Here is a 19,939-nt window from a genome sequence, read left to right on the forward strand (position 1 = left end):
TATAATAGGAAGATAAGATGACAAGTTAAGGAGAGGTTTACTCAATGCCATTATCCCCGTTAGATATACATAACAAAGAATTCAGCCGAGCATTCCGAGGATATCAGGAAGATGAAGTAAATGAATTCCTGGAACAGATCATGAGAGATTATGAAATCCTTTTGAAAGAAAAGGCGGCACTTGAAGATCGTTTGAAAACGACCGACGAGCGTGTGGGCCATTTCAATACAATCGAGTCGACCTTGCAGAAATCGATTTTTGTAGCTCAGGAAGCTTCAGAAGAGGTTCGCCGGAATTCACAGAAAGAAGCGGAATTGATCATTAAGGAAGCTGAGAAAAATGCTGACCGGATCGTCAATGAGTCATTGACGAAAGCACGTCGCATCGCTTCAGAGATCGAAGAATTGAAAAAGCAGTCGCGCATTTTCAAAAACCGTTTCAAAATGTTGGTTGAAGCCCAATTGGATTTGATCGATACAGATGATTGGGAAACGTTGTTGGAATACGATATTGATACACAGAACTTAGAAAAGATTGAGAAGGATAAAGAAGAGTCGAACTCTTGACTCTGAGACTTTCTGCTTCTATAATTACGACATACAAAAAAACGCGCTGATAGAGACAGTACGCCATGCAGGAAGGCAAAGCGAACCAGGGACAGTGAAAGCCTGGCACGGATGCATGGAAGAAAATCACTCTTGAGCAGGATTGGTGAACGACAGTATCCAATTCCGTCTACGCCACGTTACGGTGATCGAGTGGCAGCTATCTAGCTGCAACAAGGGTGGTACCGCGAGTCTAAGCTTCTCGTCCCTTTCCAGGGATGGGGGCTTTTTATTATGCCTACAGGAGGAATAGAGATGGAATACAAAGATACCTTATTAATGCCGAAAACAGATTTTCCGATGCGCGGCAATTTGCCGAACCGGGAACCGGAAATGCAAAAGAAATGGGAAGAGATGGACATTTACAAAAAAGTATTGGACCGGACAAAAGGCCGTCCTTTCTTCGTCCTTCATGACGGACCGCCTTATGCGAACGGCGATTTGCATATGGGCCATGCCTTAAACAAAGTTTTGAAAGATATGATCGTCCGTTCCCGTTCAATGATGGGCTTCCATGCACCATATGTTCCAGGCTGGGATACCCACGGCTTGCCGATTGAGCAGGCTCTAACGAATAAAGGTGTAAATCGCAAAGAAATGTCTCTGGCTGAGTTCCGCAAACTCTGTGAAGAATATGCTTACCAGCAAATCGACAGCCAGCGTTCGCAATTCAAACGCATTGGTGTGCGTGGGGATTGGGAAAATCCTTATGTGACATTAAAACCGGCATATGAAGCACGCCAAATTGAAGTATTCGGCAAAATGGCCAATAAAGGCTATATCTATAAAGGCTTGAAACCTGTCTATTGGTCCCCATCAAGTGAATCGTCACTTGCTGAAGCGGAAATCGAGTATCATGACAAAAAATCTCCGTCCATTTATGTCTCTTTCCCTGTCACTGACGGAAAAGGCGTATTGGCTGAAGGCACGAACTTAGTGATCTGGACGACGACTCCTTGGACAATCCCGGCAAACCTTGGGATTTCTGTACATGCCAAATTGGATTATGCAGAAGTTTCCGTAAACGGATCGCTGTACATCATTGCACAGGAACTGTTGAAGGAAGTTGCTGATGAATTGGGCTGGACGGATTATGAAGTTGTCCGTCTGTTGCAGGGGGCTGAGTTGGAGCATATTCTGGCGAAACATCCATTGTATGACCGCACATCGCTAGTGATGCTTGGCGACCACGTAACGACCGATTCCGGTACAGGCTGCGTTCATACAGCTCCTGGACACGGTGAAGATGACTTCTTGATCGGCAAAAAATACGGACTGGATGTTCTGTGTCCAGTGGACGAACGTGGAGTCATGACAGACGAAGCGCCTGGATTCGAAGGTGAATTCTACGACAAAGCCAACAAGTCCATCACAGAAGCATTGGATAATGCAGGAGCTCTTGAAAAACTTTCATTCATCACACACTCGTATCCGCATGATTGGCGGACGAAAAAACCGGTCATTTACCGTGCGACAGCTCAATGGTTTGTTTCGATCGATGCTTTCCGTGATCAGATCCTGAAAGCGATCAAAGAAACGTCCTTCACACCGGCATGGGGCGAAACACGCCTGTTCAACATGCTGCGTGACCGCGGCGATTGGAATATTTCACGCCAGCGCGTGTGGGGCGTTCCGATTCCGGTCTTCTACGCTGAAAACGGTGATCCGGTCATCACAGAAGAAACCATTGCCCACATTGCGGATCTGTTCCGCGAGAACGGATCAAATATCTGGTTTGAACGTCCAGCGGCAGAGTTGTTGCCACCAGGATTCACTCATCCGAGCAGCCCGAACGGCTTGTTCACAAAAGAAATGGACATCATGGATGTCTGGTTCGATTCAGGATCATCTCACCAAGGTGTACTGGTTGAGCGCGAAGATCTGCAATACCCGGCTGACCTTTATCTTGAAGGATCTGACCAATACCGTGGCTGGTTCAACTCATCGTTGACGACAAGCGTAGCCATCAACGGCATCGCACCATATAAAGGCATCCTGAGCCATGGCTTTACGCTTGACGGCAATGGCCGCAAGATGAGTAAATCATTGGGTAACGTCATCGTGCCGGCTAAAGTGATGAATCAAATGGGAGCGGATATCCTGCGTTTATGGGTGGCTTCTGTAGATTACACAGCGGACGTCCGTGTGTCTGACGAGAACTTCAAGCAAGTATCGGAAGTTTACCGCAAAATCCGCAACACGCTGAAATTCCTTCACGGAAACTTGGCTGATTTCAAAGAAAAAGAGCATCGCGTGGCATTTGAAGATATGCGCGAAATGGATCAATACATGGCGATGAAATTGCAGAAGATGGTGGAAACTGTGCGCAAAGCGTATGAAACTTACGAGTTCTCATCCATCTACCATGCATTGAACAACTATTGCGCAAATGACTTGAGCTCATTCTACTTGGATGTTGCAAAAGACGTTGTTTACATCGAAAGCCAGGATCATCCGCATCGCCGTGCTATGCAGACAGTGATGTTCGATTCACTGATGGCAATTCTTAAGTTGTCAGCACCGATCATCCCGCACACAGCAGATGAATTATGGTCATACTTGAGCTTTGTTGAAGAAGAAAGTGTTCAATTGACCGACTTCCCAGAAGCAGTTTCCAATCCGGCATTTGAAGGCCTGGATGAAAAATGGAGCCGTTTCATGGATGTTCGAGATGATGTGCTGAAAGCACTTGAAGAAGCGCGTGCAGCTAAAACGATCGGTAAATCACTGGAAGCGAAAGTGACAGTTTACGGCAATGAAGAATTGGCCGCATTGCTCGCTTCAACAGACGACAACCTGGCCCAATTGTTCATCGTATCCAAATACGAATACGGTGGTGCACAAGACCAGGCACCGGCTCACGCAGTGAAATTGAACGAAGTTTCGGTAACAGTCGAAAAAGCTGAAGGCGAAAAATGCGAACGCTGCTGGACGATTTCAGAAGAAATTGGCCAAAGTGAAGCGCATCCGGCATTATGCCCGCGCTGTGCAAGTGTCGTAGAAACACAATACGCTTAATTCCAGCAATGGATAAAGCCGATAGTAGAGGTCTGGAAAACCGGAATGCCGGTTTTTCAGACCTTTACTTTTTTTGCTGACATTGTGTTAAAATAGATTGACTGCTGAATTGACGGAGGATACGGATGTTTATTTATTATGGAATCGCATTGTTGATAATTGCATTGGATCAATGGACAAAATGGCTGGTCCTGAAGAATATGGAATTGGGTGAACGGATTTCAGTGATCGACCCTTATCTCGGGTGGCTTTCACACCGCAACCGTGGCGCTGCCTGGGGGATGCTGGAAGGGCAGATGTGGCTGTTTGCAATCATCACGGTAGCGGTCATCATCGGAATTCTATACTATTTTCATAAACATGCAAATGGACAGCCTTTATTCCAGCTGAGCCTGATGGTTCTTTTAGGCGGAGCAGTCGGCAATTTTATTGATCGCATGCTGCGTGGGGAAGTCGTCGATTTTGTTGATGTGCTGATTCCAGTGATCAATTATGATTTTCCGATATTTAATGTTGCGGATGCCGCTTTAACGATCGGTGTCGTATTGATGATCATCTATATTATTTATGACGAAAAACAACAAAAGAAAAAGGTGTCTTAATGGAAGATTTAACGATTGAAATCACAGAAGAAATGGCCGGCGAACGAGTAGATAAAGCCGTGTCATCGATAGATGAAGACTGGTCGCGTTCACAGATCGCGAACTGGGTTAAAGAAGGTGCGGTAAAAGTGAACGGCATTACCGTGAAGCCGAATTACAAAGTGCGTTTGCAGGATGTCATCATCGTCACACCTCCAGAGCTTGAAGAACTGGATGTCGTGCCCGAAGACCTTAACTTGGAAATCGTTTACGAAGACGAGGATGTGCTGGTCGTCAACAAACCGAAAGGCATGGTTGTTCACCCGGCTCCCGGACATGCCAAAGGGACATTGGTCAATGGCCTTATGCATCATTGCACAGACCTTTCAGGAATCAACGGCGTCGTACGCCCAGGAATTGTCCATAGAATCGATAAAGATACGTCTGGTTTGCTGATGGTGGCGAAAAATGACGTTGCCCACACCTCATTGGTTGATCAATTGGTGAAAAAAACCGTAACACGCAAATACGTGGCATTGGTCCATGGCCATATTCCGCATGATAAAGGAACAATCCAGGCGCCGATTGCCCGTGATCCGAAAGAACGCCAGAACATGGCAATCGTCGATAAAGGCAAGCATGCCGTGACACATTTCCGTGTCTTGGAACGTTTCGGCAATTTCACGCTGGTGGAATGCCGCTTGGAAACAGGTAGAACCCATCAAATCCGTGTCCATATGAAGTATATCGGCTATCCGCTTGTGGGCGATCCGAAATACGGACCGAAAAAAACGATGGATATCGGGGGACAAGCTTTGCACGCTGAAGTGATCGGATTTGTTCATCCGAAAACGAATGAATACATGGAGTTTTCTGCAGAGCCGCCGTCTGAATTTGCAGAACTTCTTGAAACTCTTCGAGACAAGGATTGACAAACCACACCATCTATATCTATACTTGAAAAAACGAATCGAATATTGAACACCTTTAATAACAGTCCAGAGAGGCTGAGAAGGTATTTACGCAAGCCGGAAGTCTGTCTTCCGTGCTGAATTTTTCTGCGCATCTATCCTCTTGCCTCTCAGGCAAGAGGTTTTTTATTTGCAGAAAAGGAGCGGATCTCATGGTTGAAAAAGCGGATATTTTGGATGAACAGGCGATCAGCCGAGCGATCACACGCATTGCACACGAAATTATCGAGCGGAACAAAGGCATCGATGAATGCATACTGGTCGGCATCAAAACGCGGGGAGCTTTCATCGCGAAGCGGCTGGCAGAAAAGATTGAAAAGATCGAAGGGCGTCCAATTATGGAAGGCGAACTCGATATCACCCTTTACAGAGACGACTTGAGCGTCAAAACAAAAAATCAGGAGCCGCTAGTCCAACAGGTCGATATCAAGCACAGCATTCTTGATAAAAAAGTGATTCTGGTGGACGATGTGCTTTACACAGGGCGGACAGTCCGGGCTGCGATGGACGCAGTTATGGATCTGGGGAGGCCCTCACAAATCCAACTGGCAGTGCTGATTGACCGAGGTCATCGTGAGTTGCCGATCCGTGCGGACTTTGTCGGAAAAAACATTCCGACTTCAAGCGATGAACGGATTGTCGTCCAGATGATTGAAAGCGATCAGGTTGACCGGGTAGCCATTCACGAATAGAGAGTTAGAGACAGGGGAGAACGGAAATTGAGCGAAGCCATTTTAGATGTACACGATAAACCGAAAGCCGGGCAATGGATTTCATTAAGCCTGCAGCATATGTTCGCGATGTTCGGCGCAACCATCCTGGTGCCACAGTTGGTCGGCTTGAGCCCGGCCATCGCCTTATTGACAAGCGGCATTGCCACGATCATCTTCATCATCATCACCCAATTTAAAGTGCCGGCCTATCTGGGATCTTCATTCGCCTTTATCGTGCCGATTACCATCGCCACTGAAACCGGCGGAATCGGATCGGCAATGATCGGTGCCATGTTCGTGTCATTGGTTTACGCCATCGTCGCGCTGATCATCTGGAAGACAGGCTATCAATGGCTGATGAAATTGCTGCCTCCGATTGTGGTGGGGCCTGTCATCATCGTCATCGGACTGGCTTTATCCGGAACAGCGGTGGATATGGCAATGACTATTCCAGTCGGCGACGCTTCGGAGTACAGCCTGCTGCATTTCTCAGCAGCGCTCGTAACATTGATGACCGCGATCATCTGCAATATTTACTTCAAGAACATCATTTCCTTGATGCCCATCCTGATCGGCATCATCGTGGGTTACGGCTACTCAGCCGCGATCGGCATCATCGATTACACGGCAATCAGTTCAGCGAAATGGTTTGCAGTGCCGGAATTCCTGATTCCAGGAGTGGATTATTCATTCCAAGTAACACCCACCTTGCTGTTCGTCATGGTTCCGATTGCCATCGTCACGATTTCTGAACATATCGGACATCAGCTGGTTCTCGGCAAAATCGTAGGCCGCAATTACATAAAAGATCCGGGCTTGCACCGCTCAATCTTGGGCGACGGAATCGGAACGTTCATCTCTTCACTGGTCGGCGGTCCACCAAAGACCACATACGGTGAAAACATCGGTGTATTGGCCATCACGAAAGTGTTCTCGGTCTATGTCATCCTCGGTGCTGCTATATTCGCCATCGTCTTTTCTTTCTTCGGCAAACTGATGGCAGTCATCGAGACGATTCCGACAGCAGTTCTTGGCGGAATTTCCATCCTGCTGTTCGGCATCATCGCTTCTTCCGGATTGCGCATGCTGGTGGACAATAACATCGATTTCGGCAATAACCGCAATTTGGTGATCTCCTCGGTTATCCTGGTCATCGGCATCGGAGGAGCCAAGCTGGAGTTCAGTGAAACCTTCTCGATTGAAGGAATGGCGCTCGCAGCAATTGTCGGCGTAATTCTGAATTTGATACTGCCGGGTCTGGACAAAAACGAATTAGATGACGGAACTGAATAATCACCTTTTAATGAATGTCCAGAGAGGCATGGAAAGGGTTGAAGAATGGGGAGTACTCTGCCCTTTTTTCCTCACACCTTCCTGCCCCTGGGAAGGTGTTTTTTTTGTAGGATGGATGAAAGGATGAGAAGACTATGCCGAACTTACTATCCATGAACAACCTGGAAAATAAAACGATTATGAGTTTGCTGGAACGTGCAGAACAATTCCGGCAGGGAGAAAAGGCCCCAATCGATGGGGCGGTCGTCAATCTGTTTTTTGAACCGAGCACGCGGACGAAGATGAGCTTTGAAATGGCCGAGCACAAAATGGGGTTGGCGGTGCTGCCCTTTGAAACAGCTTTTTCCAGCATCTTGAAAGGGGAAACGCTGTACGACACAGTCAAGACGATGGAATCGATCGGCGTGGACGCAGTCATCATTCGCCATGAAGAAGAAGAATATTACCAGCAGCTTGAAGGCTGCCAGGTAGCGGTCATCAACGGAGGAGATGGATCGGGGCAGCATCCGACGCAGTCCTTGCTGGACTTGTTGACGATTTTTCAAGAGTTTGGCCGCATCGAAGGCGTACATGTGACGATCGTCGGAGATATCGCACACAGCCGTGTGGCAAAATCGAATGCAGCGGCTCTTCAGCAGTTGGGTGCAGAAGTGAACTTCATCTGTCCGGCTGAGTGGAGCGGTGAGTATGATTCATCGGAACACTTGGATGACTTTATTGACAAGACGGATGTCGTGATGATGCTTCGGGTTCAGCATGAACGCCACGCCGTATCAGCTCTCTTTTCGAAGGATAATTACCATGAGCAGTACGGCTTGACGGTTGAACGGGAGAAAAGAATGAAAGACGGTGCCATCATCATGCATCCGGCGCCCATCAACCGAGGCGTGGAGATTGCAGATTGCCTCGTTGAATGTGAACGCTCACGGATCTTCAAACAGATGGCTAACGGAGTATTTGTCCGGATGGCAGTACTTGAATACGCATTGAAAGGGAGAGATTGAATTGAATTTATTCATTAAAAACGTAAACATGCTGCAAGATGGAGAATTGGCACCAACGAATGTTCGCATCACAGATGGCAAGATTGATGAAATCGGTCAAGAGTTAGCAGCGAACAACGAAACAGAAATTGACGGCAAAGGCCGGATGATCGCACCAGGATTTGTTGATGTCCACGTGCATTTGCGTGAACCGGGCGGTGAGCAGAAAGAAACGATCGAAAGCGGGACGAAGTCAGCAGCTAAAGGCGGATTCACAACCATTTGCGCCATGCCGAATACACGCCCTGTACCCGATACGAAAGAAAATCTGCAGCTGGTCAACGGATTGATCGAGAAAAATGCGCTTATCCGGGTTTTGCCGTACGCCTCTATCACGATCAGGGAAGCCGGAAAAGAACGCACGAACTTGCAGGAACTCAAGGAAAACGGCGCATTCGCTTTCACTGATGACGGCGTCGGCATACAGCAGGCAGGAATGATGTATGAAACGATGCAGGATGCAGCGAAAATCGATATGGCAGTCGTGGCCCATTGTGAAGACAATAGCCTGATCTACGACGGTGTCATGCACGAAGGCAAGCGCAGCAAAGAGTTGGGGTTGAAGGGCATACCGTCGATTGCGGAATCGGTGCATATCGCACGCGACATCCTTCTTGCGGAAGCAGCAGGCGCACATTATCATGTCTGCCACGTCAGTACGAAAGAATCGGTCCGCGTCATCCGTGATGCCAAACGGGCAGGGGTCCGCGTCACAGCTGAAGTGACGCCGCACCACTTGTTGTTGACAGAAGATGACATTCCTTCAGACGACGCGAATTACAAGATGAACCCACCGCTCCGCGCGAAGGAAGATTGGCAGGCATTGCACGAAGGCTTGCTTGACGGGACGCTGGACTTTATTGCAACGGACCATGCTCCCCATACAGCGGCAGAGAAAACAAACGGCATGAACGGTTCGATGTTCGGCATCGTGGGATTTGAAACAGCATTTCCACTGCTCTACAGCAAGTTTGTCAAAACAGGCAAATGGACGCTGCAGCAATTGATCGACTGGCTGACGATCAAGCCGAGTGAAACTTTCCAGTTGCCGTATGGCAGCATGGAACCCGGACAAACAGCAGACTTGGTACTGCTGGATCTGGAAAAAGAGCAGACGATTCAAGCAGATGCCTTTTTATCAAAAGGCAGAAATACACCATTTGACGGCTGGAGTTGTACAGGCTGGCCGGTAATGACCATTTTTGGCGGAGAAATCGTATGGCAGGAGGAGACAAATTGATGAAACGTTATTTGATCTTAGAAGACGGTACGGTATTTGAAGGAACAGCATTCGGGGGCGAGGGCGCTTCAGTAGGGGAAATCGTTTTTAATACCAGCATGACCGGCTATCAGGAAATCTTGTCAGATCCTTCTTACTGCGGACAAATCGTCACTATGACTTACCCGCTGATCGGCAACTACGGCATCAACAGCGATGATTTCGAATCAATCGAACCGGCAGTCAAAGGAATGGTTGTCCGTGAAATCGCTGAGTTCCCATCCAATTTCAGAAACAACGCAACGCTGGATGAATTATTCAAAATTAAAGACATTCCCGGAATTTCAGGAATTGATACACGGAAATTGACGCGTCTGATCCGTTCGAAAGGTTCCATCAAAGGCGTATTGACTGCAGCAGGTGAAGACGTTCAAGTTGAAGAAGTGGTCAAGACCCTTCAAGCAACCGTTTTGCCAAGCAATCAAGTGTCACAAGTTTCAACAGCACGCCCTTATCCAAGTCCGGGACGCGGCAAACGAGTGGTGCTGATCGATTATGGCATGAAGCATGGCATCCTGCGCGAGCTTAACAACCGTGACTGCGACGTCATCGTCGTGCCGTACAATACTTCCTCAAAAGAAATTTTGGCATGGGGGCCGGACGGCGTCATGCTGTCGAATGGCCCGGGAGATCCAAAAGACGTGGAAGAATGCGTAGAAGTGGTCCGCGAGCTGCTTGGAGAAGTTCCGATTTTCGGCATTTGCCTAGGGCATCAATTGTTCGCGAGAGCCTGCGGAGCGGATACGTTTAAACTGAAGTTCGGCCATCGGGGAGGCAACCATCCGGTACGCGATCTGGTCACCGGTAAAATTGAAATCACTTCCCAAAACCATGGCTACGCTGTAGATGAAGAGACGCTTCAAGGCACCCGGTTGAAAGTGACGCACAGCGCATTGAACGACGGAACGAATGAAGGACTGGCACATCTGGACTATCCTGCATTCACTGTCCAGTACCATCCGGAATCCTCACCGGGACCGGAAGACTCGAACTACTTATTCGACCGCTTTATTGATGTTATGAACGCAACTCGAAAGGAGCAACAACATGCCTAAAAGACAAGATATTCAAAGTATACTCGTAATCGGATCCGGACCAATCGTCATCGGACAAGCAGCAGAGTTCGACTATGCAGGAACGCAAGCCTGCCTGGCTCTAAAAGAAGAAGGCTATCGCGTCATCCTGATCAACTCGAATCCGGCGACCATCATGACGGATACCGAAATTGCAGATAAAGTCTATATCGAACCGATCACTTTGGAGTTCGTCAGCCGCATTCTGCGCAAAGAGCGGCCTGATGCCTTGCTTCCGACACTTGGTGGCCAGACTGGGCTGAACATGGCGATTGAGCTCGACGAGTCAGGAATTTTGGACGAATTGAATATTGAAATCTTGGGCACTAAGCTTGAAGCGATCCATAAAGCGGAAGACCGTGATTTGTTCAGAACCTTGATGAACGAGCTCGGAGAACCGGTGCCGGATTCAGACATCATCCACAACATGGCAGAAGCCGAAAACTTTGTCGCACGTGTCGGTTATCCGGTCATCGTCCGTCCGGCCTTCACGTTAGGCGGAACGGGTGGAGGCATTTGCCACGATTATGAACAGCTCCAGGAAATCGTCGCCAGTGGTTTGAAATACAGCCCGGTTACACAATGCTTGCTGGAAAAATCAATCGCCGGCTTCAAGGAAATCGAATACGAAGTGATGCGCGATAAAAACGATACGGCGATAGTTGTCTGCAACATGGAGAACATCGATCCGGTCGGCATCCATACTGGCGATTCGATTGTCGTGGCACCAAGCCAGACCTTATCGGACCGTGAATACCAGATGCTGCGCAACGTGTCGCTGAAGATCATCCGCGCATTGAAAATCGAAGGCGGCTGCAACGTGCAGCTGGCACTCGATCCATTCAGCTTTAATTACTACATCATCGAAGTAAACCCGCGTGTCAGCCGGTCTTCAGCTCTGGCTTCAAAAGCGACCGGTTACCCGATCGCCAAACTGGCTGCCAAAATCGCAGTCGGCCTGACCTTGGATGAAATGATGAACCCAGTCACGGGCCGGACCTATGCTGCATTCGAACCTGCACTGGATTACGTTGTAACAAAGATTCCGCGCTGGCCTTTCGATAAGTTCGAAGCAGCAAAACGCAATCTGGGTACACAGATGAAAGCGACAGGCGAAGTGATGGCGATGGGCCGTACTTTTGAAGAATCCATCTTGAAAGCGGTCCGGTCATTGGAGACAGGACAATTCCATCTGGAGCTGAAAAATGCGGATGCCATGAGCGATGAGTGGATACAAAAACGCATCTGCCGTGCGGGAGATGAGCGTTTGTTCTTTATCGGAGAAGCGCTGCGCCGAGGCGTGACAATTGAAACCATCAATGAATGGAGCCAAATCGATCTATTCTTCTTGAAAAAGTTCGAGAACATCGTCAAATACGAAGATGTGCTGAAAAACGCCGCTTTCGACTACGATACTGCCAAGCGTGCGAAACGCCTTGGCTTTGCTGACCGGACAATCGCCAAACTATGGAATACGACGGAACAGCAAGTGTACAACTGGCGCAAAGAAAATAACTTAATGCCGGTCTATAAGATGGTCGATACATGCGCGGCAGAGTTCGAATCCGAAACGCCTTATTTCTACGGTACGTATGAAGATGAAAACGAATCAGTGAAAACGGACAAAGAATCGGTCATTGTTCTCGGTTCAGGACCGATCCGCATCGGACAAGGAGTCGAATTCGACTACGCAACCGTGCATTCTGTCTGGGCAATTAAAGAAGCAGGCTATGAAGCGATCATCGTCAACAACAACCCGGAAACCGTTTCAACGGATTTCTCGATTTCAGACAAACTCTATTTCGAACCGTTGACGATCGAAGATGTCATGCACATCGTCGACTTGGAGCAGCCGAAAGGCGTCGTCGTCCAATTCGGCGGACAGACAGCCATCAACTTGGCCGAGAAGCTGGAACAGAATGGTGTTACCATTTTGGGTACATCACTGGAAGATACAGACCGTGCAGAAAACCGCAATAAATTCGAAGCGGCCCTTCACGAAATCGGCATTCCACAGCCATTAGGCAAAACGGCTGTCAACGCAGAAGAAGCAATCATCATTGCAGCAGACATCGGCTATCCGGTCTTGGTCCGCCCATCTTATGTACTCGGCGGACGCGCAATGGAAATCGTCTACAACGAGGAAGACCTGAAGCATTATATGGAACATGCCGTAGAAGCAAGCCCGGAACATCCGGTCTTGGTCGACCGTTACCTGACAGGCATTGAAATCGAAGTGGATGCCATCTCGGACGGAGAAAACGTCTTGATTCCTGGCATCATGGAGCATATCGAACGCGCAGGCGTCCATTCGGGCGACTCGATTGCGGTTTATCCAACGCAAAATATTTCAGCGGAATTATTGGATACGCTGGTCGACTATACGACGCGCCTTGCAAAAGGGCTGAACATCGTCGGGTTGCTGAATATTCAATATGTCATTTCCAAAGGTGAAGTGTACGTCATCGAAGTCAACCCGCGCTCAAGCCGGACGGTTCCGTTCATGAGCAAAATCACATCGATCCCGATGGCCAATATCGCGACAAAAGCGATTTTAGGGCAAAGCATCGTCGATCAAGGCTTTACGCCTGGGCTTGCACCGATTTCAAAAGGCGTCTTCGTTAAAGTCCCTGTCTTCTCATTTGCGAAGCTTCGCCGTGTCGACATCACACTTGGGCCGGAAATGAAATCGACAGGAGAAGTCATGGGCAAAGACACGACACTTGAAAAAGCGTTGTACAAAGGATTGGCAGCAGCTGGCATGGAAGTCAAAGATCATGGCACTGTGCTCTTGACGGTGGCAGATAAAGACAAAGAAGAAGCGGTTGGTTTGGCAAAACGCTTTAAAGCGATCGGCTACCAGATCATGGCGACCGGCGGCACAGCGAAAGCTTTCGAAGAAGCAGGCATTGTTGTTGCGCCGATCGGAAAAATCGGATCAGAAGGCAAGACCTTACTGGACGTCATCCAAAACGGCGATACGCAAATTGTCATCAACACGTTGACAAAAGGCAAACAGCCACAGCGTGACGGTTTCCGCATCCGCCGCGAATCTGTCGAAAACGGCATTCCGTGCCTGACTTCGCTGGATACAGCCGAAGCGATGCTGCGTGTCATCGAATCAATGACTTTCTCTGCGGAGGAAATGGGTGCAGGCGTATGATCAAACAAGAGCGCATGCAGGTCGTCAAACAGCAGGAAATCGCCAAGCATATCTTTGAATTAACGGTACAGGGCGGGCTGGCCAATGAAATGGCCGAGCCCGGGCAATTTGTCCATATCCGTGTCGCAGACAGCTTTGAACCGCTGCTGCGCCGGCCGATTTCTGTGGCGTCCATTGATTTGGAAGCTTCACAATTCACGATGATTTACCGGGCAGAAGGCCGCGGCACCGGATTGCTTTCAGAAAAAAAACCGGGTGATCTATTGGATGTCCTAGGACCGCTCGGCCACGGGTTTCCTGTGGAAGAAGCGCAGAAAAAAGCGTATTTGATCGGCGGCGGCATCGGTGTGCCTCCTTTATACGAACTCGCCAAGCAATTAAATGAACGGGGCATTGAAACCGTCCATATTCTCGGATTCGAAAGCAAGCAGGCTGTGTTTTACGAAGACAAGTTCCGAGAACTTGGCGACACGCATATTGCTACAGTCGACGGCTCTCATGGCACCCAAGGGTTTGTTACGCATATTCTCAATGAACTCCCGAGTGATTTTGATACGTATTACAGCTGTGGCCCGACGGCAATGTTAGAGGCTGTGCAATGGGCGTATCCCCAGAAAAAAGGCTTCTTGTCTTATGAACAGCGGATGGGCTGCGGCATCGGGGCATGTTTTGCCTGCGTCTGCCGTACAACGAAAAGCGAAACGGATTACATCAAGGTATGTTCAGATGGACCGGTATTTCCAGCAGGAGTGGTGATTTCATGACAGATTTAACAGTTGAACTTCCAGGACTCGATTTAAAAAATCCAATCATGCCGGCATCCGGCTGCTTCGGGTTCGGCAAAGAATATGCGCAGTTGTACGACTTGTCTCAGCTTGGCGCCATCATGATCAAAGCGACGACGGTTGAAACGCGGCTGGGAAATCCGACGCCGCGGGTTGCGGAAACGGCATCCGGCATGTTGAATGCCATCGGACTGCAAAATCCCGGACTTGAAAAAGTAGCGGGGCAGGAACTGCCTTGGCTTGAACAATACGATGTGCCGATCATCGCGAACGTGGCTGGCACGACGACTGAAGATTATGTGGAAGTCGCGAAAGCCATTTCGGAGGCGCCGAATGTCCATGCACTGGAAATCAATATTTCCTGCCCGAACGTCAAACTCGGCGGCATCACTTTTGGAACAGACCCGGATGTAGCCCGCGAACTGACGCGTGCAGTGAAAGAAGTTTCTTCCGTGCCTGTCTATATCAAATTATCGCCGAATGTCACGGATATCGTGTCGATCGCCAAAGCGGTCGAAGAAGGTGGAGCGGATGGCATCACCATGATCAATACACTGCTCGGCATGCGCATGGACACCAAAACAGGACGCCCGATCATCGCCAACATCACAGGGGGCTTGTCAGGTCCTGCCATCAAGCCGGTAGCGCTGCGGATGGTCTACGAAGTCAGCAAGCACACCAAGCTGCCGATTATCGGAATGGGCGGCGTCACCAATGTGGATGATGTCATCGACTTCTTATCAGCTGGGGCCAGTGCAGTGGCTGTCGGTACAGCCAACTTCGTCAATCCTTTTGTCTGTCCCGAAATTATTGGGCAATTGCCTGAACGCTTGCATGAACTTGGATTTGATTCGGTAAAAGAACTTGTCGGAAGGAGCCACCGTCTGTGAATAAACCCATCATCGCTTTAGATTTTGCATCGAAGGAACAAGTAGAGGAACTTCTGTCGCGGTTTTCCGAGCCGCTTTTTGTGAAAGTGGGCATGGAACTTTATTTCCAGGAAGGTCCGGATCTCATCCGTTACATCAAGTCACAGGGGCACGACATTTTCCTGGACCTGAAACTGCACGATATTCCGAATACGGTGGAATCCGCTATGCGGGGCTTGGCCAAACTGGGTGTGGACATGGTCAACGTCCATGCCGCAGGCGGGCTGGAAATGATGAGAGCCGCCAAACGCGGATTGGCAGGCAGCAGCACAAAACTCATTGCCGTCACGCAATTGACGTCGACGAGCGAAGAAGAGATGCATGAAGATCAGCTTGTCTATGTCAGCCTTGAAGAATCCGTGCTGCATTATGCAAAGCGGGCGATGCAGGCAGGGTTGGACGGAGTGGTTTGTTCGGTTCTGGAAGCTGAAGCCATCACCAAAGTCTGCGGCCCGGATTTCCTTATGGTGACACCGGGAATACGGCCGGCATCGGTTTCAGCCGATGATCAAAAACGGGTGGCGACACCTGCGGAAGCGCGTGTAAAAGGCTCTAGCCATATCGTCGTTGGGCGAGCTATCACGAAGTCGGAGAATCCGGCAGAAAGCTATGCACAAATTGCAGCAGAATGGAGTGGAAGATCTTGAAAAATGAAATTGCAGACCACTTATTATCCATCGGAGCGGTCGAGTTGCGTCCGCAAGATCCTTTTACGTGGGCATCAGGGGTCAAATCACCGATTTACTGTGACAATCGCCTGACGATGTCCTATCCCGCGGTGCGCAAAGACATTGCGGCTGGATTAGCAGAAACCATCAAAGCGTATTATCCGGAATGCCAAGTGGTTGCCGGAACAGCGACTGCGGGAATCCCGCATGCAGCATGGGTCAGCGACTTGCTTGAATTGCCGATGGTCTATGTCCGGTCCAAAGCGAAAGAGCATGGCCAAACGAACATGATCGAAGGCAAAATTGAGCCTGGCCAAAAAGTGGTAGTGGTGGAAGACCTCATCTCTAAAGGCGGATCGGTGCTGCAGGCGGCACAGGCACTTGAAGCAGCCGGTTTTGAAGTATTGGGCATCGTAGCCATCTTCACTTACGAGTTGCCGCAGTCGATCCAAGCGATTACCGGAGCAGGCTATACGTTCCATACGTTGACGGATTTTTCTACACTGGTGGAACAAGCTTTAAATACCGGTGCTATTAGTGAAAACGACATGCCGATGCTTGCGGATTGGCACGAAAAATTAAAAGCAGGAACTTTGTAAAGCCGGCCTCTTGGTCGGTTTTTATAATGAATCAAGAGAATTGGTTGACAAAATGAAATTGAATGAATACAATGAAAACAACTAATTGGTAATGCAAGGTAGTTATTTTTTTGGATCACTATCATGTATCGCCAAGTACCGTAAGGAGGAACAGATATGGCTCTCAGAAGCCAGTTGCTGAAAGGGGTACTGGATGCTTGTGTCATGGCGGTAGTAGAAGAACAGCCTGTTTATGGCTATGAGCTTTCGCAAAAACTGCAAGGAATCGGTTTGCCGGACATCAGTGACGGCACCATATATCCGGTATTGCTGAGGCTTCAGAAAAACGGATTTATCCGAGGTGAAATGAGGCCGTCTGCATCGGGACCCAACCGCAAATATTATTTTTTGACCGATCAAGGAAAAGCGGAGTTGGAACAAATTGCTGCTGAATGGCTGGAAATCGCCAAACCGGTCAGCCAATTATTGAAAAGGGGTGGAGGATATGAGGGAGACAATGGAATTAATTAAAGAGAATAACCACAAAAGAGATTTTTTAAATGCGGAAAACGAGAAAATTTACGAAGATTTATTGCTATATATCCGGACAGACTTACGAGTCAATGAACAGGCAGCAGAAGAATTATTAATGGATTTACTAGACCATTTGATCGAAGCGCAAGAAAATGGTAAAGCTGCTGCAGATCTTTTCGGTGATTCTCCTGAAACCTATGCAGATGAACTCATTGCCAATATGCCGAATGAAGACAAGAGAAATCTCATGTTGCTTTTCGCGTCAGGAATATTGGGGCTAGTCGGTTGGTTTGCAGTTTCTTATGGAATAATAAATGCTGCCATTTCTATTTTTACTTCTGTAGAAAATGATTTTGCTTTAGGAAGCGGTTTAATGATTTTAGTGGCATTAATTCTTGTTGGAGTGATTGGAGTTTTTTTCATTTTCCGTATTATCCGCTCTACTGTTTTCAAACCGGCAAATCAGGAATGGAAAATTTATGTGTACTCAGGATTATTCAGTATGGCAGCATTTGCTTTTGTTTTAGGAATTGGTTTTTTCTTTGATGGAATTGGTCCAGTCATCCATATACAATGGTGGTTATTCATTGTAATTGGCTTAGCTCTACTAGGAATTAACAAAGGAATGAGCCGGTTGTCTGCCAACCAGTAAAAACATACTTTATGAGGATTAATTTTTTATAGTGGTCCTGTATGATTAAACTAACCGCATGAACGACTGAAAGGGGATTCGTAAGATGAGCATGGGACAACAGGAATTAAACAGCTGGATCGAAAAGTATCCATTGCTGAAGACTATCATCGATTTGAAACCGGTCGTCTGGCAAAATCCGAAACGGCAAAAAATCAATGCAATGAAGCTTCCTATCGGTCTGCAGGACATGGAGCAGGCAGAAAAGCTGTGGCAACGATTTGCCCCGTATCTGTCAACGGAATTTCCGGACACCGCAGCAACAGGCGGTATTGTGGAATCGCCGCTGCGCGAGATTCCATCCATGAAAAAGCGGCTCAGTGAATATGTTGATGGAGCTATAGCTGGCCGGTTGTTTCTTAAATGCGATAACGAATTGCCGATAGCGGGATCGATTAAAGCTCGCGGCGGCGTTTATGAAGTGCTGCATCATGCGGAAAAATTGGCTAGTGACGCCGGCTTGCTGGAAGCCGGGAAATCCTATGAACAATTCTCATCTGATCGGTTCAAGCAATTTTTCAGCCAGTATGCCATTGGTGTTGGCTCAACGGGGAATTTGGGCCTCAGCATCGGCATCATCAGTGCCAAACTCGGTTTCCAGGTATCTGTTTATATGTCTGCAGACGCCAAGCAATGGAAAAAAGACTTGCTGCGTGAAAAAGGTGCCAGGGTGGTGGAATTTGAAGGAGATTTCAGCGAAGCAATTTCTGAAGGGCGAAGAGAGACACTTGCCAAGCGGGATGCTTATTTTGTCGACGACGAGAAATCCAGACACCTGTTTTTGGGCTATAGCGTCGCGGCTTTCCGACTCAAAAAGCAATTGGAGGATAGGGGCATCCAAGTGGATGCCGAGCATCCGCTGTTTGTCTATCTTCCGTGCGGAGTGGGAGGTGCTCCCGGCGGCATTGCATTCGGTCTGAAGCAGGTTTTTGGTGACGCTGTCCACTGCTTTTTTGTGGAACCGACGCATTCGCCTGCCGTGCTGATTGGATTGATGACCGGTGAAAAAAACAAAGTCAGCGTCCAGGATTTTGGCATCGACAATGTGACCGAAGGCGACGGGTTGGCTGTCGGCAGGCCATCGAGCTTTGCTTCAGGCATCAGTGAACAAACAGTCAGCGGCATCTACACGGTGGAAGACCGGGAGCTGTTCAAATTATTGGCGCTGCTGGCGGACAGCGAAACGATTTTTGTTGAGCCATCGGCCACTGCCGGACTGCTGGGGCCGTTGAAAATACAGGCGACAGATTATGCCGAAACAAATCAGCTGCAGATGGCTGCGGCTAGTCATATCGTCTGGTCGACTGGAGGCGCCTTGGTGCCGAAAGAAGAAATGGAAGGGTTTTACCAACGCGGAAAAACCTATTTGGGAGGTGCTGAATAAATGGATTTGTCATGGATTATGATTATTATTGGGGCTGTTCTTGTATTGGTCTATATCTTTTATAATGCCACGGAACAGCGGATTAAAGCCTTGGAAACCAGAGTCAGGCATATGGAGAAACTTCTCCAGAAATCCTCGCAAGGTGAAACGTTTACAGAACCTGAAATCAATAAAGAACTCCGGCGACTGCTGCAGCAAGGGAAAAAAGTCGAAGCCGTCAAACGAACCAGACAGGAATTCGGCTGGTCACTGTTGGAAGCGAAACAATATGTAGACGGGCTGAAGGGTGGAGAATGATGCAGCGATGTGAAATCTGCCAGACTTCATTTACTTGGAAACAAGTCAGCAAGTCTCTTTGGCTGGCCTATAAACCGATTGCCTGCCCGGCTTGCGGCAAGCTCTATAAAGTCCAATTCCTTTCAAGGATTTTGGCATCGGTTTTGCTAGTTGGACCAATCTTCGCTTTCAGCTCCTTTGCCTATCCAATTAGCACATATGCATTAATTTTTAGCGTCTTGGTCTTGTTTCCGGTTATTTCTCTCTTGCTGCCTTATATATTGCGATACCGCCTGGCTTAAAAGATCCTTTTAAAGGATCTTTTTTTTATTGGGCAGGAGATTTTGTTCTAACA

Annotated in this window: 19 protein-coding genes and 1 other annotated feature; all 19 genes read left to right on the forward strand. The window is 48.4% G+C overall.

The window, feature by feature from the left end; translation table 11 throughout:
- Window positions 1-44 precede the first annotated feature (44 nt).
- The 19 genes from QMA01_RS02165 to QMA01_RS02255 all read left to right on the forward strand — a co-directional run bounded on the left by QMA01_RS02165 (window position 45) and on the right by QMA01_RS02255 (window position 19,886).
- Window positions 45-566: a DivIVA domain-containing protein gene (locus tag QMA01_RS02165; RefSeq protein WP_191714004.1), complete on the forward strand. Its 522-nt coding sequence runs from the start codon at window positions 45-47 to the stop codon at window positions 564-566.
- Window positions 567-603: 37 nt separating this feature from the next.
- Window positions 604-818: a binding site (T-box leader), on the forward strand.
- 42 nt (window positions 819-860) lie between these two features.
- On the forward strand, window positions 861-3,623 hold the full coding sequence (gene ileS, locus QMA01_RS02170; protein WP_203339401.1) for an isoleucine--tRNA ligase: 2,763 nt from the start codon (window positions 861-863) through the stop codon (window positions 3,621-3,623).
- Window positions 3,624-3,748: 125 nt separating this feature from the next.
- Entirely contained in the window at window positions 3,749-4,225 is a 477-nt protein-coding gene (gene lspA / locus QMA01_RS02175) for a signal peptidase II (protein WP_191714006.1), read from the forward strand.
- Window positions 4,225-5,136 carry an RluA family pseudouridine synthase gene (locus tag QMA01_RS02180; RefSeq protein WP_290214212.1) on the forward strand — a complete coding sequence of 304 codons (912 nt, stop codon included), beginning with the start codon at window positions 4,225-4,227 and terminating at the stop codon, window positions 5,134-5,136. The genes lspA and QMA01_RS02180 overlap by 1 nt, the downstream gene beginning before the upstream one ends.
- A gap of 191 nt (window positions 5,137-5,327) precedes the next feature.
- The gene (gene pyrR, locus QMA01_RS02185; protein WP_191714008.1) at window positions 5,328-5,867 is read left to right on the forward strand and encodes a bifunctional pyr operon transcriptional regulator/uracil phosphoribosyltransferase PyrR; all 540 of its coding nucleotides are present in this window, start codon (window positions 5,328-5,330) and stop codon (window positions 5,865-5,867) included.
- A 27-nt stretch (window positions 5,868-5,894) separates the two neighbouring features.
- Window positions 5,895-7,181 carry a solute carrier family 23 protein gene (locus QMA01_RS02190; protein WP_290184574.1) on the forward strand — a complete coding sequence of 429 codons (1,287 nt, stop codon included), beginning with the start codon at window positions 5,895-5,897 and terminating at the stop codon, window positions 7,179-7,181.
- Between the two features lie 134 nt (window positions 7,182-7,315).
- A complete protein-coding gene (locus QMA01_RS02195; protein ID WP_290184577.1) occupies window positions 7,316-8,185 on the forward strand; it encodes an aspartate carbamoyltransferase catalytic subunit in 870 nt (289 codons plus the stop codon).
- A gap of 1 nt (window position 8,186) precedes the next feature.
- The gene (locus QMA01_RS02200; protein WP_290184578.1) at window positions 8,187-9,464 is read left to right on the forward strand and encodes a dihydroorotase; all 1,278 of its coding nucleotides are present in this window, start codon (window positions 8,187-8,189) and stop codon (window positions 9,462-9,464) included.
- A complete protein-coding gene (locus QMA01_RS02205) occupies window positions 9,461-10,558 on the forward strand; it encodes a carbamoyl phosphate synthase small subunit (protein WP_290184580.1) in 1,098 nt (365 codons plus the stop codon). The genes QMA01_RS02200 and QMA01_RS02205 overlap by 4 nt, the downstream gene beginning before the upstream one ends.
- Window positions 10,551-13,739 (forward strand): carbamoyl-phosphate synthase large subunit, encoded by a 3,189-nt coding sequence (carB, locus tag QMA01_RS02210; RefSeq protein ID WP_290184582.1) that lies wholly within the window; start codon window positions 10,551-10,553, stop codon window positions 13,737-13,739. The genes QMA01_RS02205 and carB overlap by 8 nt, the downstream gene beginning before the upstream one ends.
- Window positions 13,736-14,503 (forward strand): dihydroorotate dehydrogenase electron transfer subunit, encoded by a 768-nt coding sequence (locus QMA01_RS02215; protein ID WP_290184584.1) that lies wholly within the window; start codon window positions 13,736-13,738, stop codon window positions 14,501-14,503. Before carB ends, QMA01_RS02215 begins: the two co-directional genes overlap by 4 nt.
- Window positions 14,500-15,414 carry a dihydroorotate dehydrogenase gene (locus QMA01_RS02220; protein ID WP_191714015.1) on the forward strand — a complete coding sequence of 305 codons (915 nt, stop codon included), beginning with the start codon at window positions 14,500-14,502 and terminating at the stop codon, window positions 15,412-15,414. The genes QMA01_RS02215 and QMA01_RS02220 overlap by 4 nt, the downstream gene beginning before the upstream one ends.
- Window positions 15,411-16,100, forward strand: a complete 690-nt coding sequence (gene pyrF / locus QMA01_RS02225; protein ID WP_290184586.1) for an orotidine-5'-phosphate decarboxylase — start codon at window positions 15,411-15,413, stop codon at window positions 16,098-16,100. Before QMA01_RS02220 ends, pyrF begins: the two co-directional genes overlap by 4 nt.
- Window positions 16,097-16,720, forward strand: coding sequence for an orotate phosphoribosyltransferase (pyrE, locus tag QMA01_RS02230; RefSeq protein WP_290184588.1), 624 nt, complete (start codon window positions 16,097-16,099; stop codon window positions 16,718-16,720). Before pyrF ends, pyrE begins: the two co-directional genes overlap by 4 nt.
- Before the next feature lie 156 nt (window positions 16,721-16,876).
- A complete protein-coding gene (locus tag QMA01_RS02235) occupies window positions 16,877-17,230 on the forward strand; it encodes a PadR family transcriptional regulator (protein WP_290184590.1) in 354 nt (117 codons plus the stop codon).
- Window positions 17,217-17,885: a DUF1129 family protein gene (locus QMA01_RS02240; RefSeq protein WP_290184592.1), complete on the forward strand. Its 669-nt coding sequence runs from the start codon at window positions 17,217-17,219 to the stop codon at window positions 17,883-17,885. Before QMA01_RS02235 ends, QMA01_RS02240 begins: the two co-directional genes overlap by 14 nt.
- Window positions 17,886-17,970: 85 nt before the next feature.
- Window positions 17,971-19,308, forward strand: a complete 1,338-nt coding sequence (locus QMA01_RS02245; protein ID WP_290214213.1) for a D-serine ammonia-lyase — start codon at window positions 17,971-17,973, stop codon at window positions 19,306-19,308.
- Between the two features lie 6 nt (window positions 19,309-19,314).
- Window positions 19,315-19,605: a hypothetical protein gene (locus tag QMA01_RS02250; protein WP_191714493.1), complete on the forward strand. Its 291-nt coding sequence runs from the start codon at window positions 19,315-19,317 to the stop codon at window positions 19,603-19,605.
- A complete protein-coding gene (locus QMA01_RS02255) occupies window positions 19,602-19,886 on the forward strand; it encodes a TIGR04104 family putative zinc finger protein (protein ID WP_225218328.1) in 285 nt (94 codons plus the stop codon). Before QMA01_RS02250 ends, QMA01_RS02255 begins: the two co-directional genes overlap by 4 nt.
- The last annotated feature ends 53 nt before the right edge of the window (window positions 19,887-19,939 follow it).

Source organism: Planococcus notacanthi, assembly GCF_030407825.1.
GTDB lineage: Bacteria > Bacillota > Bacilli > Bacillales_A > Planococcaceae > Planococcus > Planococcus notacanthi.

Coding starts and splice junctions, on each gene's coding strand:
- carB (WP_290184582.1), top strand. CDS start 10,551: ATGCCTAAAAGACAAGATATTCAAAGTATACTCGTAATCGGATCCGGA.
- QMA01_RS02255 (WP_225218328.1), top strand. CDS start 19,602: ATGATGCAGCGATGTGAAATCTGCCAGACTTCATTTACTTGGAAACAA.
- QMA01_RS02220 (WP_191714015.1), top strand. CDS start 14,500: ATGACAGATTTAACAGTTGAACTTCCAGGACTCGATTTAAAAAATCCA.
- ileS (WP_203339401.1), top strand. CDS start 861: ATGGAATACAAAGATACCTTATTAATGCCGAAAACAGATTTTCCGATG.
- lspA (WP_191714006.1), top strand. CDS start 3,749: ATGTTTATTTATTATGGAATCGCATTGTTGATAATTGCATTGGATCAA.
- QMA01_RS02240 (WP_290184592.1), top strand. CDS start 17,217: ATGGAATTAATTAAAGAGAATAACCACAAAAGAGATTTTTTAAATGCG.
- pyrR (WP_191714008.1), top strand. CDS start 5,328: ATGGTTGAAAAAGCGGATATTTTGGATGAACAGGCGATCAGCCGAGCG.
- QMA01_RS02180 (WP_290214212.1), top strand. CDS start 4,225: ATGGAAGATTTAACGATTGAAATCACAGAAGAAATGGCCGGCGAACGA.
- QMA01_RS02245 (WP_290214213.1), top strand. CDS start 17,971: ATGAGCATGGGACAACAGGAATTAAACAGCTGGATCGAAAAGTATCCA.
- QMA01_RS02235 (WP_290184590.1), top strand. CDS start 16,877: ATGGCTCTCAGAAGCCAGTTGCTGAAAGGGGTACTGGATGCTTGTGTC.
- QMA01_RS02195 (WP_290184577.1), top strand. CDS start 7,316: ATGCCGAACTTACTATCCATGAACAACCTGGAAAATAAAACGATTATG.
- QMA01_RS02165 (WP_191714004.1), top strand. CDS start 45: ATGCCATTATCCCCGTTAGATATACATAACAAAGAATTCAGCCGAGCA.
- QMA01_RS02215 (WP_290184584.1), top strand. CDS start 13,736: ATGATCAAACAAGAGCGCATGCAGGTCGTCAAACAGCAGGAAATCGCC.